The sequence below is a fragment of the Flexivirga caeni genome, from assembly GCF_003724155.1.
Classification (GTDB): Bacteria; Actinomycetota; Actinomycetes; order Actinomycetales; family Dermatophilaceae; genus Flexivirga; species Flexivirga caeni.
Map to the genome: position 1 here is coordinate 51,111 of NZ_RJJQ01000004.1, position 14,401 is coordinate 65,511.

Annotated in this window: 12 protein-coding genes; 7 read left to right on the top strand and 5 right to left on the bottom strand. The window is 69.0% G+C overall.

Features of this window, described 5'->3' with window-relative positions; all coding sequences use genetic code 11:
• Positions 1-1,410 carry an alpha,alpha-trehalose-phosphate synthase (UDP-forming) gene (locus tag EFY87_RS20260; protein WP_158607525.1) on the bottom strand — a complete coding sequence of 470 codons (1,410 nt, stop codon included), beginning with the start codon at positions 1,408-1,410 and terminating at the stop codon, positions 1-3.
• Positions 1,411-1,530: 120 nt separating this feature from the next.
• Between EFY87_RS20260 and EFY87_RS05935 the strand changes: the two genes are divergently transcribed.
• The 4 genes from EFY87_RS05935 to EFY87_RS21105 all read left to right on the top strand — a co-directional run bounded on the left by EFY87_RS05935 (position 1,531) and on the right by EFY87_RS21105 (position 6,456).
• Positions 1,531-1,956 (top strand): CBS domain-containing protein, encoded by a 426-nt coding sequence (locus EFY87_RS05935; RefSeq protein ID WP_123270554.1) that lies wholly within the window; start codon positions 1,531-1,533, stop codon positions 1,954-1,956.
• Positions 1,957-2,067: 111 nt separating this feature from the next.
• Positions 2,068-3,912 (top strand): serine/threonine-protein kinase, encoded by a 1,845-nt coding sequence (locus EFY87_RS05940; RefSeq protein WP_123270555.1) that lies wholly within the window; start codon positions 2,068-2,070, stop codon positions 3,910-3,912.
• A gap of 51 nt (positions 3,913-3,963) precedes the next feature.
• Complete coding sequence (locus EFY87_RS05945; protein ID WP_123270556.1) at positions 3,964-5,505, top strand: threonine/serine exporter family protein; 1,542 nt, start codon at positions 3,964-3,966, stop codon at positions 5,503-5,505.
• Between the two features lie 255 nt (positions 5,506-5,760).
• Positions 5,761-6,456 (top strand): transglycosylase family protein, encoded by a 696-nt coding sequence (locus tag EFY87_RS21105; protein ID WP_281276170.1) that lies wholly within the window; start codon positions 5,761-5,763, stop codon positions 6,454-6,456.
• Positions 6,457-6,589: 133 nt separating this feature from the next.
• On the opposite strand, the gene EFY87_RS05955 is transcribed toward EFY87_RS21105, so the two are convergent.
• The 3 genes from EFY87_RS05955 to prpC all read right to left on the bottom strand — a co-directional run bounded on the left by EFY87_RS05955 (position 6,590) and on the right by prpC (position 10,244).
• Entirely contained in the window at positions 6,590-7,456 is an 867-nt protein-coding gene (locus tag EFY87_RS05955) for an isocitrate lyase/PEP mutase family protein (RefSeq protein ID WP_123270557.1), read from the bottom strand.
• Positions 7,456-8,958 carry a bifunctional 2-methylcitrate dehydratase/aconitate hydratase gene (locus EFY87_RS05960; protein ID WP_123270558.1) on the bottom strand — a complete coding sequence of 501 codons (1,503 nt, stop codon included), beginning with the start codon at positions 8,956-8,958 and terminating at the stop codon, positions 7,456-7,458. The genes EFY87_RS05955 and EFY87_RS05960 overlap by 1 nt, the downstream gene beginning before the upstream one ends.
• Before the next feature lie 137 nt (positions 8,959-9,095).
• On the bottom strand, positions 9,096-10,244 hold the full coding sequence (prpC, locus tag EFY87_RS05965) for a bifunctional 2-methylcitrate synthase/citrate synthase (protein WP_123270559.1): 1,149 nt from the start codon (positions 10,242-10,244) through the stop codon (positions 9,096-9,098).
• A 133-nt stretch (positions 10,245-10,377) separates the two neighbouring features.
• On the opposite strand from prpC, the gene EFY87_RS05970 reads away from it, so the two are divergent.
• Together EFY87_RS05970 and EFY87_RS05975 are read left to right on the top strand one after the other, a co-directional pair.
• Entirely contained in the window at positions 10,378-11,802 is a 1,425-nt protein-coding gene (locus tag EFY87_RS05970) for a helix-turn-helix domain-containing protein (protein WP_123270560.1), read from the top strand.
• A 208-nt stretch (positions 11,803-12,010) separates the two neighbouring features.
• Positions 12,011-12,334 carry an Lrp/AsnC family transcriptional regulator gene (locus EFY87_RS05975; RefSeq protein WP_123270561.1) on the top strand — a complete coding sequence of 108 codons (324 nt, stop codon included), beginning with the start codon at positions 12,011-12,013 and terminating at the stop codon, positions 12,332-12,334.
• A gap of 5 nt (positions 12,335-12,339) precedes the next feature.
• On the opposite strand, the gene EFY87_RS05980 is transcribed toward EFY87_RS05975, so the two are convergent.
• Entirely contained in the window at positions 12,340-13,272 is a 933-nt protein-coding gene (locus EFY87_RS05980; protein ID WP_123270562.1) for a cytochrome c oxidase assembly protein, read from the bottom strand.
• A gap of 182 nt (positions 13,273-13,454) precedes the next feature.
• Between EFY87_RS05980 and mmuM the strand changes: the two genes are divergently transcribed.
• Positions 13,455-14,348: a homocysteine S-methyltransferase gene (mmuM, locus tag EFY87_RS05985; RefSeq protein WP_220093532.1), complete on the top strand. Its 894-nt coding sequence runs from the start codon at positions 13,455-13,457 to the stop codon at positions 14,346-14,348.
• Positions 14,349-14,401 lie beyond the last annotated feature (53 nt).

Here is a 14,401-nt window from a genome sequence, read left to right on the forward strand (position 1 = left end):
TCACGGCTGCCCCGGCGCCGCCGCCAGATCGGCGAGGAAGCGTGCCGCCCAGTGCTGCACGTCGTGCCGCTGCACCTGCCGCCGCATCGCCCGCATGCGTGGCGCCCGTTCGAAAGCAGTCGCCTCGATGGCGCGCAGGATGGTCTGTTTCGTGCGCGCGATGTCGTGCGGGTTGCACAAGTAGGCCTGCTTGAGTTCGGTTGCGGCGCCGGCGAATTCGCTCAGCACCAGGGCCCCGTCGTCGTCGTGCGCCGCGACGTACTCCTTGGCGACGAGGTTCATGCCGTCGCGCAGGGGAGTGACCACCATGACGTCCGCGGCCACGAAGAGTGCCGCCATCTCCTCCCGCGGGAAGGACCGGTGCAGGTAGGTCACCGCCGGCGCGCCGATATGTGCGTGGTCGCCGTTGATCCGGCCGACCGTGAGTTCCACGTCGTCGCGGATCTGCTGGTATGCCGCCAGCCGTTCCCGGCTGGGCGTCGCCACCTGGATGAGCTTGGTGTCCGTCGCGGCGAGCTGACCTTCGCGCAGCAACTCCTCGATCGCCTTCAGCCGGTGCCGGATGCCTTTGGTGTAGTCGAGCCGGTCGACTCCCAGCAGCAGATGTGTCGGATTGCCGAGCTGGCGACGGATCTCGGCTGCACGGTCCTGCACGGCAGTGGTCGCGGCCAGCTCCGTCATGGCCGCCGTGTCGATCGAGATCGGCACCGCGGCCGCGCGAGTCTCGTGCCCGTTCGCCATACGCACGACGTCGCCGCGCACGCTCACCTGCTCGTCCGCGAGCAGCTGCCGGCAGGCCCGCAGGAAGTTCTGGGCGTCCGCGCGACGCTGGAAACCGAGGAAGTCGGCGCCCAGCAGTCCCTGCAGCAGGGCGTCGCGGGCGGGCAGCTGCATGAACAGCTCGACCGGCGGGAACGGGATGTGGTTGAACCAGCCGATCCGTACGTCGGGCCGCAGCTCCCGCAGGAATTGCGGCATCCGCTGCAACTGGTAGTCGTGGACCCAGACCGTCGCGCCCGGTGCCGCGAGCCCGGCCGCCACCTCGGCAAACCTCCGGTTGACCTGCTCGTATGCCGCCTGCCAGCGTCGCTTGAACGACGCCGGCACGATGACGTCGTGGTAGATCGGCCAGAGCGAGCCGTTGCTGAACCCCTCGTAGTAGTCGCGAACCTCCTCGGCGCTCAGCGCGACCGGGTGCAGGTGCATCCCGTCCTGCTCGAACGGCGCCGGAGCCTTGCCCGCGACACCGGACCAGCCGATCCACGCCCCATCGCGGTCGTTCATGACCGACTCCATCGCCGTGACCAGCCCGCCGGGGCTGCGCCGCCATACCGACCGGCCACCCTCACGCACGCGGTCCACGGGGAGCCGGTTGGCTGCCACGACGAGGTCGAACGTCTCTTGCGGCACGGACCGGATCCTTCCTCGGGACTGTCTGACCACCGCCACCCTATGCCGTGCCCGCTGATCCACCGCGCGTTCGGCTCCTCGGCCGTGGTCACGAGCACACGGTGAGCGTTACCGTGGAACATGCGAATCCAAGAGTTGCTCAACGGCAAGGGATCGGACGTCGTCGCCGTCACCTCCGACGCGTCGGTCCGTCAGCTCGTGCAGACTCTCGCCGAGCACAACATCGGCGCGGTGCTGGTGGTGGATGACGGTGCGGTGGCCGGCATCATCAGTGAGCGCGACGTGGTCCGGGCGCTGCCCGAGAAGGCAGACCGGCTGCTCGATCAGCCGGTGTCCAGCCTGATGACGACCGGCGTCGTCACCTGCGCGCCGGACGACGAGATCAGCGCGCTCGCGGCGTCGATGACCGAGCACCGCTTCCGGCACCTGCCGGTGGTGCAGGACGGTGAGCTCCTCGGCATCGTCAGCATCGGGGACATCGTGAAGTTCCGGCTGGACGAGCTGCAACGTGAGCGCGATCACCTGGAGTCGTACATCACCAGCTGACCGCGCCGCCGCGGCTGACGGCGGCTGTCCAGGGCCTGTGCGGCTGCCCAGTCGTGGCCGGGCCGGGCGCCCTGCGCGGTGTCCCGTGCGTTGTCGCATACCGTGGACTCCATGACTGCAGACCGTCGCGCGGAACCGGACTCGTCCGGCGCGGGCGGCACCCATCGGCTGCCGGCGGCCCAAGCCTCTGACGACCGCGACCGCCGCGCCGATCAGGCCCGCATCGGGGAATACGAGCTGATCCGCAAGATCGGCGAGGGCGGGATGGGCGTGGTCTACAAGGCGCTCGACGACGACGGTCGCGCGGTCGCGGTGAAGGTGCTCCGCGCGCACATCGCCCACGATGCGAGTGCCCGGGAACGGCTGCGCCGGGAGGTGAGCACCCTCGTGCGGGTCGAGTCGCCGCACGTCGCGTCGTTCCTCGACGCAGACGTCGACGGTGAGAGCCCCTACCTGGTCACCAGCTTTGTGCCCGGCGCGGCGCTCGACGAGGTGGTCGAGGACGACGGGCCGTTCGGTGCGGCCCGGCTGGCCCGGCTCGGCCGGGGACTGGCCGAGGCCCTGGGCGCCATCCACGCAGCGGGCATCGTGCACCGCGACCTGAAACCCGGCAACGTGCTGATGGTCGGTGACGACCCGGTGCTCATCGACTTCGGCATCGCGCATGTCGCGGACGACTCGCGACTGACATCAACCGGCCTGGTGATGGGCACCCCCGGTTACCTCTCCCCGGAGATCGTCGAGGGCGAGTCGGTCACCCAGGCGACCGACTGGTGGGGCTGGGCGGCGACCCTGGCGTATGCCGCGAGCGGCCACGCGCCCTTCGGCCGCGGCCCGATGCCCGTCGTCCTCGACCGGGTATGCCGGGGCGAATACGACCTGAGCGGCGTCGATGCCCGCATCCGCCCACTGCTCGAGGCCGCGCTCGACCCCGACCCGCAGCGCCGGCCGGACGCGGCCGAGGTGCTGTCCGCACTGGACGTCTTCGCACACGGCGGGCACACCGGCCAGATCCCGGTCATCGCGCAGCGTCGGCCGGCACCGCAGCCGCGCGATGCCCGCAAACCGTCGACCGAGCGATTTGCCGCGCCGAAACCGGCCACCGAGCGACTGGCCGCGCCGAAACCGGGCACCGAACGCATCGTGCGGCCGGCGAGGCAGCCGGATCCGACCGAGAACCTCGGCGCGCCCCCGCAGCGAGTGGCGCCTGCGCGATACGACATCCAGCGACCGGTGAACCGGGCCGGCGACCCGGACCGTCCGGTGCCGTCGGTCGCGCCCGGGCGGTTCGTCCCGCCGCCGGACCCGCGCATTGGCCAGGCGGCCCGCACCGGGACGCTCGCCGCGCTGCTCGCGGCGCTCACCGGCATTGCCGCGGTGCTGCCCAGTGTCGCGCTGGTCCTGCTCGTGCTGTGGGCGCTGGCCGCCCGCTGGTGCGACAAGGCGATCACGTCACGAGTGCTGCGGCGCTACACCGCCGGACCCCGGCGCAGCGACAACCTCGTCGCCGCGGTGAGTTCACCCTGGCACGGCGTCGTCGCGGCACTCGCGACCTTGCTGACCGTGCTGATTCCCGGGTTCGTCGGTGCATGCACCGCGATCGCGGTGGCCCTGGCCCGCTCGATGATCAAGGGTGGTCCGGTCTATATCGGCCGGCCGTTGCCGATGGCGCTCGGCGTGCTGGTCGGTGCGGTGGTCATGTGGTGGGGCCCCGGCGGCATCTCGCTGCGGCGCGGCGCGCGCAGCATCGTCCGCGGTGCGGTCCGAGGCCAGCCGATGACGCAGATCATCATCGGGGTGTGCGCCCTCGTGGCGGTGATCGGCGTCGTATTCGCGGTGACTCATCTGGGCACCGCGGCGTCCTGGTGGCCGGTCCCGGGCGACTCAAGTCTGCGGCTGCAGTTGGGAGCGATGAATCCCGCTGGCAGCATGCCGGATTCACCCGCGATCAGCTGACCCTCAGCGGGTGCACATCGCAGCCTGGCCGACAGCTCTACGCTGGGACGAATGACGGAGGAAGTGCCTGACACCGACCCCGGTGGCTTGCCGCTGTCCGGGCGGATGCGGTTTCTGCAAGGCGAGCCGGTCACCGAGCCGTTGCCGCTCGCGGACACGCTGCGCAACACGCCATACCGCGACCCGCGCGCCATGGAGGCGCCGGGGCAGGAGGCGTCGGTCCGCGGGGCACTGGAGCTTGCCGTGCGGGTCGGTGAGTTGCTGCTGCGCTGCGGCGCGAGCACCCGCGACGTCGAGGCCGCGGTCGTCGCGGTGGCCGCTGCGGCCGGTCTGCGGCGGCTCGAGGTCGACATCACCAACCAGTCCCTGCTCGTGCAGGCGCCGACCCCCAGCGGGGTGCCGGTCACCTGGCTGCGGGTGGTGCGCTCCAACACCCGCGACTTCGCCCGGCTCACCGCCGTCCACCGGCTGGTCGAGGATCTGGTCTCCGGCGGCATCGACGATGTCGCGGCGGCAACCAAGAAGCTGCGCCGGATCCAGCGCAAGTCGCGGATCTATCCGCGCTGGATGGTGGGGCTCGGGTATGCCGGCCTGGCCGGCTCGGTGTGCGCGGTCCTCGGCGGTCACACGATGGCGATCGTCGTCTCCATCGTGTCGGTCCTGCTGGTCGACCGGGTCGGCCGCTGGCTGAGCAAGCACGCAGTTCCGTCGTTCTACTCCTCGGCGGCGGGTGGTGCCATCTCGGTGGTGCTCGCCTGGTTCGGCTATCTCATCGGCATACACGGCTGGCTCGGGATCTACATGCCACCGACCGAGTTCGGTTACGCGATCGCGGCGGGGATCGTGGTGTTGCTGCCCGGCCGGGCGATGGCGTCCGCGGTGGAGGACGCCGTCACCGGCTATCCGGTCACCGGTGCCGGGCGGCTGCTCACCGTGTTTCTCGCGACGTCGGGCATCATCGTCGGCATCGCGGCCGGGCTCTCGCTGACGCTGCGGCTGGACAAGGCGCTCGACCTGCAGCTGACGGCATTACCGTTGACCGGCGCGCACACGACGGCGACGGCTCAGCTGGCGCTCGACTTCGCCTCCCAGCCGGCGGCACTCTGGCTGCAGGTGGTGTGTGGTGCCTTCGGCGCCATCTGCAGCGCCGTGTCTGCGCGGGTGCTGCCGAAGCATCTACTGCCTGCGGGTCTGCTGGGCGCGATCGGGTTGCTTCTTTCCGGTGGCCTGCCGAGCAAGGTCAGCATCGGTGGGTTCCACTTCGGGGCCACCACCTCGATCGCCATTGCGGCGATCGTCATCGGACTGGCCGGCCGGTTCATCGGCTTGCGGCTCGGAGCACCGGCCCTGGTCCTCGTCGTGCCGGCGGTGTCGCCGCTGCTGCCGGGCCTGCGTATCTTCCGTGGCATGTATGACGCCGTGTCTGGCAGCGTCATCGGCACGTCGGTGGCGACCCAGGGCGAGGCGCTGAGCACCCTCATGGGGGCCGCTGCGATAGCACTGGCAATCAGCACCGGGGTGGTGCTGGGCGATGCGATGTCCGCTCCGCTGGACCGGCAGGCGCTGCGCCGCAGACGAGCACGGCACCGCTGAGAACCGGGCTGCCGGCGGGCATTCGAGGGCCGGAATCCGCGGCAGAACTGGAAACTACACGGTTGTAATTTTACCTTTGTGTTCGGCGTGTCGCCTTGAGTTTTGCACAGAAACCTATCTCGCACCTTGTGTCACATGCGTCAATCCCGTAACGTGCGTGGGGCTTCGGGGCTAGGAGCGCGGACCCGACCGGGTTCTTCTGGAGAGGACAAAACCTTGCCTTACACACCACGCCACAAATCAGACCGGACCTTCGTGGCCGGTCGCCGCGCCGTCGGCGCGGTCATGGCGTCAGCTGCGACGGTCGGCGCCGGCCTCGCGACCGCTGCGCATGCGAAAGCCGACACGCCATGGAACGTCTGGGACCGGGTTGCCACCTGCGAGTCCGGCAACAACTGGTCGATCAACACCGGCAACGGGTTCTACGGCGGCCTGCAGTTCACCAAGTCGACCTGGCTCGCCTTCGGCGGCGGCAACTACGCGTCGAGCGCGCAGTACGCCACGCGTGACCAGCAGATCTACGTCGCGCAGGCGACGCTGCGCGTGCAGGGGCCTGGTGCGTGGCCGGTCTGCTCCGTGCGGGCCGGACTGACGCGCGCCAACGGGCTGGCTGTGCAGGTCAACCCCGGACCGCCGTCGCCCTCCCCGACACCGACGCCGCCCTCGCGGGGCAGCGGTCGGGCGCTGGTCCTCGACGGCATCATCGGGCCGCTCACCACGGCCGCGACTCAGCAGTGGCTGGGTGTCCCGCAGAACGGCGCGAACTACCTCACCACCAACACTGTCGTCGCCCTGCAGGCTAGGGTCGGCGTCTACCAGGACGGCATCATCGGTCCGAAGACCACGGCCGCCCTGCAGCGTTACCTCGGGATCTCCCAGGATGGCGCGAGCTACTTCAACAGCCGCACCGTCGTGGCCCTGCAGAGTTACCTCAACTCCAAGGGCTACTGACCCGCTGCACGTGCGTCCTTGCCGGGAAGGCAGGACCTGCATGGAGCAGGACCCGCACACCGGGCGGTGTGCGGGTCCTCTCAGATTTCCTCGCGGCGTGTTCAGTCGCCCGCCGCAGGGCGGCTATGAGCGGTCACGAATACTGCGCGTCCAGCGCATCCCATTCGGGCTTGTCGACGAGCCGCTGCCGTTCAGCGAAGCCGATCACCAGGTTGTCCTCCTCGGTGACCCGGCCGCGGTCACGCAACGCGGTGAGCGCGTTCTGCATGCCGAAGACCGCGCCCTGCAGGGCGGCGTTGGCGTAGAGCACGATCCCGTAGCCGACCTCCGCGAGTTCCGCCGCCGACACCATCGGCGTCTTGCCGCCGATGACGAGGTTGGCGATCAGCGGCTGGTCGACCAGGCCTGGCAGGCGGATGACCTGCTCACGGTCGGTGAGCGCCTCGATGAAGAGGATGTCGGCGCCCGCTTCGCCGAACGCGCGTGCGCGCTCCACCGCTGCCTCGAAGCCGTACACCGCTGCCGCGTCGGTGCGGGCCATGATCAGCAACTTGTCGTCCTGCCGGGCATCGACCGCGGCCTTGATCTTGTTGACCGCCTCCTGGGTGTCGATGACCGCCTTGCCGTCGAAGTGCCCGCACCGTTTCGGGCTCACCTGGTCCTCGAACTGGATGCAGTCGGCGCCGGCACGCTCCAGCACCCGGACCGTGTGCCGCACGTTCAGCGCGTTGCCGAAACCGGTGTCGGCGTCGACCAGCAGCGGCAGGTCCACCGCGTCACGAATGCGTGCCGTGTGGTCGGCGATCTCGGCCAGGCCCATGAAGCCTTGGTCGGGCAGGCCAAGTGACATGTTCGTCACGCCCGCGCCGGTGATGTATGACGCCCGGAAGCCGAGGTCCTGGATCACCTTCGCGGACAACGGGTTGAACGAACCCGGCACGACGACTCCGGCGCGCTCGTCGACGAGCGCGCGAAGCTGTTGCTTGGTCGATGCCGGCATCACTTCTCCTTCGGCCCGAAGTCGTTGTCAGCGGTCACATACAGGTCGACATACTCGTGGACCGGCATCGCGACGAGGCGGTCGTGGTCCAGCGAGATGTCGGCGATCTCCTGCTGCCGGCCCTCGTCGAAGCGACGGGCTAGGTTGCGCCGGAACTTCGCCTCCAGCAGCGGCAGGCCCTCCTCGCGGCGACGCCGGTGCCCGATCGGGTATTCGACGACCTCCTCGTCCAGCGCGGTGCCGTCGGTGAACTTCACGGTGAGCGCGTTGGCGATGCTGCGCTTCTCCGGGTCGTGGTAGTCCTTGGTGAACTGCGGGTCCTCGACACAGTGGATCTTGGCGCGCAGCGAGTCGATCCGCGGGTCGGCGGCGACACCGTCCTCGTAGTCGGCGGCAGTCAGCCGGCCGAAGATCAGCGGCACGGCCACCATGTACTGGATGCAGTGGTCGCGGTCCGCCGGATTGTTCAGCGGGCCCTGCTTGTCGATGATCCGGATGCACGCCTCGTGCGTGCGGATGGTGACGTCCTCGATGTCGTCGATCGTCTTGCCCGCGGCGGCGATCCGGTCGCGCAGCGTGTGCGCGGCCTCGACCGCGGTCTGGCTGTGGAACTCCGCCGGGTAGCTGATCTTGAAGAGCACGTTCTCGGCGACATAGGAACCGTAGGGCCGCTGGAAGGTGAACGGCTTGCCACCGAAGCTGACGTCGTAGAAGCCCCACGTCGGCGCGGTGAGCACCGTCGGGTAGCCCATCTCACCGGTCTGGGCGATCAGGGCGAGCTTGACCGCGCGGCTGCACGCGTCCCCGGCGGCCCAGCTCTTGCGGCTGCCGGCGTTGGGTGCGTGCCGGTAGGTGCGCAGCGACTGCCCGTCCACGAACGCCTGCGAGACGGCCGCGAGGGTCTGGTCCCGGGTGAGGCCGAGCAGGGTCGACACGACGGCGGTGCTGGCGACCTTCACCAGGATGACGTGGTCGAGACCGACTGCGTTGAAAGAGTTTTCGAGTGCGATGACGCCCTGGATCTCGTGCGCTTTCACGATGCCTTCGATGACCGCCTGCATGGTGAGCGGCTCCTCGCCACGGGCCACGCGCTCGCGGGAGATCCAGTCGGCGACGGTGAGGATGGCGCCTGAGTTGTCGCTCGGGTGACCCCACTCGGCGGCCAGCCAGGTGTCGTTGAAGTCGAGCCAGCGCACCAGGGCACCGTTGTCGAACGCCGCCTGCACCGGGTCGAGCACGTAGTTGGTGCCGATGACGCGGGCGCCGTTCGGCACGACCGTGCCGGGCACGATCGGGCCGAGCAGCTTTGTCGCTGCAGGGTATTCGAGCGCTTCGAGGCCGCAGCCGAGCGCGTCGATCAGGATGTTGCGCGCGGTGGTCAGAGCCAGCTCGGAGTCGATCCGGTAGTCGCGCACGTAGTCGACGATGTCGACGAGGACGTCGTCCCAGGCACGGCCGCCGGTCGCGGACTTCGTGGTGGTGTCAGTTTCATTACTGGACAAGGTGTTTCGCCATTCGTGTGGGTGGGTGGAGTGAAGTGCTGGTATGACGCGAGACGACGACCAGCCCGGTTGCGGCGCGCTGCGAGCCTGCGAGCAGAAGCCGCGGCCGGGTTGCGAGGAGTCGAGCCAGGATCGACTCAGCGCTCGTCGAGGGGGACGAACTGCTGGTTCTCCGGGCCGATGTAGGTGGCGCTCGGGCGGATGATCTTGTTGTCGGCGCGCTGCTCCAGCACGTGCGCCGCCCAGCCGGTGGTGCGGGCGATCACGAAGAGCGGGGTGAACATGTCGGTCGGCACGCCCATCGCCTTGTAGCTGACGGCACTGAACCAGTCGGCGTTCGGGAACATCTTCTTGGCGTCGTCCATGACCGACTCGATGCGCTCGGCGACGGCGAAGAGGTTCTCGTCGCCGGTGCCCTCGGTCAGTTCCTTGGCGACCTGCTTGATGATCTTGTTGCGCGGGTCGGAGATCGTGTAGACGGGGTGCCCGAAGCCGATGACGACTTCCTTGTTCTCCACGCGCCGGCGGATGTCGGCTTCGGCCTCGTCCGGGCTGGCGTAGCGCTGTTGGATGGTCAGGGCGACCTCGTTCGCGCCGCCGTGCTTCGGGCCGCGCAGGGCGCCGATCGCGCCGGTGATCGCGGAATACATGTCCGAGCCGGTGCCGGCGATGACGCGCGCGGTGAAGGTCGAGGCGTTGAACTCGTGCTCGGCATACAGGTTGAGGGAGATGTTCATGGCGCGTACCTGCTCCGCGCTCGGCTCGGTGCCGTGCAGCAGGTGCAGGAAGTGGGCGCCGATCGAGTCGTCGTCGGTCTCCACGTCGATGGCGCGGCCGTTGTGCGACCAGTGGTACCAGTAGAGGAGCATCGAGCCGAGGCTGGCGATCAGCCGGTCGGCGATGTCGCGGGCGTCGGCGTCGCCCCGGTCTTCCTTCTCGGGCAGTGCGCTGCCGAGCACGGACACGCCGGTGCGCATCACGTCCATCGGGTGGCTGGCCGCGGGCAGGGCTTCCAGGGCATCGCGCACGGCGAGTGGCAGGCCGCGCTTGGCCTTCAGGTTTGCCTTGTACGCCGTCAGCTCCGCCGCCGTCGGAAGCTTTCCGTGGATCAGCAGGTAGGCGACCTCTTCGAAGGACGCGCCTTCGGCGAGATCGTTGATGTCGTAACCGCGGTAGTGCAGATCGTTGCCGTTCTGACCGACGGTGCACAGTGCGGTGTTGCCCGCGGGCGTTCCCGAGAGGGCGACGGACTTCTTCACCTTCGGCTTGTTGTCGGTTTCACTCATTGCGGCTCCTTGGTGGATCGAAAAGTGGGATGTTCACAACATAAGCAATGATCGGTTGCCGCTGAAGCCGCAGGACTGTGCGAATTTCGGACAGTTTGCGGTGCTGGTTTGCGAAGTTTGCGAAGATTGCCGGGTGGCAGCAGGAGAGTACGCCGGGTTCGTGGTGCGCCGGGCCCGCGAGGAGGCCGGTATGACGGGCGCGGCGCTGGCGCGGCGCTGCGCGATCTCGCCGAGTTATCTCAGCCAGATCGAGCACAACGCGCGGGTGCTGACTCCTGCAGTGCGGGCGCGCATCGCCCGCGAGCTGGGAGTGGAGGCGCAGCAGCTGACGGTCGACCCCAAGGCGCGCACCGCGGCGGCGCTGGTGGACAGCTTTGCCGAACATGCGGAGCTGGCGGCGCTGTCGCTGGCGGAGGTGCACCTGGTCGCCGACCAGTTGCCCGGCGTCGCGTCGGCGTTGCTGAAGCTCGCGAACGGACGGCACGCGGACCGGGAGCGGATCGAGGCGCTGGAGGTCCGTCTCGGCGGCGACCGTGGTGAGGACATCGGTCCACAGATGCCGTTCGAGGCGGTGCGCGACTTCATCGCGATGCACCGCAACTACTTCGACACGCTGGACCGGGGCGCGGAGGAACTGGCCGATGCGCTGTCGCTGCGTCCCCGCAGTCGTTACGAGCAACTGCGAAACTACCTGCGGTCGTTGAAGGTCGAGGTAGTCGAAGGATCCCGCACGGCGGTCGGCGGTCAGCGGCGCTACGACCCCCAGGCGCGGATGGTGCATGTGGCCACCGAGTTGCGTCCGGCTCAGAAGGCGTTCCAGCTCGCCGGGCAGATCGCGTTGCTGACGATGAACGAGCAGATCTCGGCATACCTGCGCACTTCGCCATACACCGACGACGTCACGACCCGGCTGACGCGCATCGGCCTGGCGAACTACTTCGCCGGCGCATTGCTGCTCCCGTACGGCGAGGTCCTCGCGGCCGCGCGCCGGGTCCGCTACGACTTGGAGATCCTTTCCGCGGAGTTCGACGTCGGCTTCGAGACGGTCTGCCATCGGCTGAATACTCTTCAGCGGCCTGATAATTCGGGCATCCCGTTCGCGCTGGTGCGCGTGGACCGGGCCGGCAACATCTCCAAGCGGCAGTCTGCGACACCGTTCCATTTCTCGCGCACGGGCGGCACCTGCCCGCTGTGGACGGTGTATGACGCGTTCACCCGCCCGGGGCAGGTCCTGCGGCAGATCGCGGAGATGCCCGACGGCCGCGCTCACCTATGGGTCGCCCGGACGGTGACCAGCGGTGCGGTCGGCTTCCGAGCGCCGGAGAAGACCTTCGCCGTCGGGTTGGGCTGTGACCTCTCCTACGCTCCGCAGACGGTGTATGCCGCGGGCCTCGACCTGGAGGACCGCACCCTGCGCGCGAAGATCGGGATGGGCTGCCGGGTGTGCGAGCGCCCCGCGTGCCCGCAGCGTGCCGTGCCGTTCGCGGGGCGAACCTTGCAGGTCGACGAGAACCGCGGCCAGCTCTATCCCTACATGCACGAGCCGGACGAGGAGTGACGCGTCCCGCGATCATCCGCCGGACTCCGGAAGACCGTCCCAGGTCGCCGAGCGGACAGTAGTTGTCGCGAGCCGCGCGCCCTCGTGACAACTACTGTCCTTTCGATGACGGGTCAGAAGGAGACGGCGTCGCGCTGGAGGGGGCCGGTCATGCAGTGGCCTCCGCCGCGGCCACGGCCGAGTTCCGCGCCACGTCACCCGGGCGACCGTGAACGCACGCCTCGACAAGATCACCGAGTCGGGTGTCATCGTCGGCTTCACGGTGCGGGTGCGCGACCCTGCAGGCGTCACCGCCGTGCGGGCGATCATGCTCGTGGGCGTCGAAGGCCGGAACACTCGCGAGGTGCTCCGCAGCCTGCGCGGCATCCCCGAGATCGCGGCGCTGCACACCACCAACGGCCACTGGGATGTCGTGTCCGAGCTGAGTCGCGAGAATCGTGCCGCGCTCGATCGGGCGCTCAGTATCGTGCGCGGCATCTCGGGTATCCGCGCCAGCGAAACCAGCATCCTGCTCAGCACCGCCACGTCGTGAGACCGCTACCGCAGGTGCTGTAGCCAGTCGTTGTAGGCGCGCAACTCGGCGTCGCCGGTCCTGGACTCGGTGCGGTCGTGCCGCTGTGCCGCGTTCTTGCTGCTGGCCGCCCACGCGACAGCGAGAGCCAGGACGAGCGCCAGGTTGGGCAGCTCCGTGAAACCCCAGGCGAGGCCGCCACCGAGCTGCTGGTCGTGCACCGGCGAGATGTGCCAGTTCGCCGGTGGGTGGGCGAAGGTACGGGTGAGCAGTGTCGTCATACCCATGACCACGACACCGAAGAAGGCGTGGAACGGCACGGGGAGGAAGGCTTCCAGCAGCCGGATCGCCGGGCCTTGCCGGTGTGGCGACGGGTCCAGGCCGAGGATCGGCCAGAACAGCAAGTAGCCGATCAGCACGAAGTGCACCAGCATCAGGTCGTGGCCGATCCAATTGCCCATCAGCCAGTCGAACACGGGGGTGAAGTAGAGCCCGTAGAGCGTGAGCACGAACACCGGGAGGGTGAAGGCCGGGGAGGTGACGACGGCCGCGAAACGGCTGTTGAGCAGGCGGACCAGGTGGCGATGGGTCCGGGAGCGAGCCGGTATGGCGCGCAGCGCGAGGGTCGTCGGCCGGCCGAGCAGGAGCGGCAGCGGAGTCACCATGTTCAGCGTCATGTGCTGCGCCATGTGCACGCTGAACAGTTCCATCCCATAGCCGTTGACTCCGGTGGCGACCATCAGGATGAACGACACGATCCCGACGGCGAACCAGATGACTCGGCCGACCGGCCACTTGTCGCCGCGTCGCCACAGCCGGACGACGCCCCACCCGTAGAGGAGGGCGGCCACCAGAGCCAGCATCAGCAGGATCGGGATCGGCTGCGGATGCCACTCCGCCAGTCGCGCCGGCGTGGGCGGCGCTGACGGCATCCACATCGGCCCGGTCATGTGGAACATCGGGTGAGTGTGAGGGTCGTTCATTGCTGCAGCGACCCGATGACGGTCTCGGCCGGCGCCTCAACGACGCCGGTGATGTTCGCGGAGTCGGGCTGTCGATCCATGCACCCGAGATTTCCACGGATAGCTGAGTCGTACCTGTCCGGCCACCGATTCGGTAGCGAGGGTGCGACGATGGAGCCGTGAACGCCTCGCCCGCGGTGACCATCCTGGACGGCGGCTTGTCCACCGCTCTGGAACAGCAGGGCGCGCAACTCGGCGGTGCACTGTGGACCGCGCGGCTGCTGTGTGACGCTCCCGAGCATATTGCGCGGGCGCACCGCGCCTTCTTCCGCGCGGGCGCACAGGTCGCGACGGCCGCGACATACCAGGCCAGCGAGAGCGGATTCCGGACCGCCGGGTACGACGCGGAGCAGGCGCGGCGGCTGATCACCCGGGGCGTCCGGCTGGCCGTCGAGGCGCGGGACGAATTCGCGACGGAGGTGCCGGGGCTCTTGGTGGCAGCGTCCGTCGGACCGTATGGCGCGGTGCGCGGCGACGGCTCGGAGTATCGGGGACGATATGGCGTCTCCCGCGCCCAGTTGCGCGACTTCCACGGTCCGCGACTCGAACTGCTTGCCGCCGCTGGCCCGGACCTGTTCGCGGTCGAGACGATTCCGGACGTCGACGAGGCTGTGGTCCTGGTCGAGTTGCTGGGCGAGATCGGCATACCGGCCTGGTTCTCCTACTCGGTGCGTGGCGAGCGGACGTGTGCCGGCCAGCCCCTGGCCGAGGCGTATGCCGCGCTGGCGGGCTGCGCGCCGTTGATCGCAGCCGGGGTCAACTGCTCGGACCAGCGCGACGTCCTCGCGGCGGTCGAGGCTGCGGTGGCGGCGACCGGGTTGCAGGCAGTCGCCTACCCCAATCACGGTGGCGTCTGGGACGACGTCACCAAGACGTGGTCCGGCGCCGCTGCCCTCGACTTCGGCCTGGTCGACGCCTGGATCGCTGCCGGCGCGAGATTCGTCGGCGGCTGCTGCGGGCTTGGCCCGTCGAACATCCAGGCGCTGGCGCAGGGTCTGTCGGGCCGGCCGTAACCCTCGACGGTCGAAGGTTGCGTATGCCGGGAGGCGTCATACGTGACGCAAAC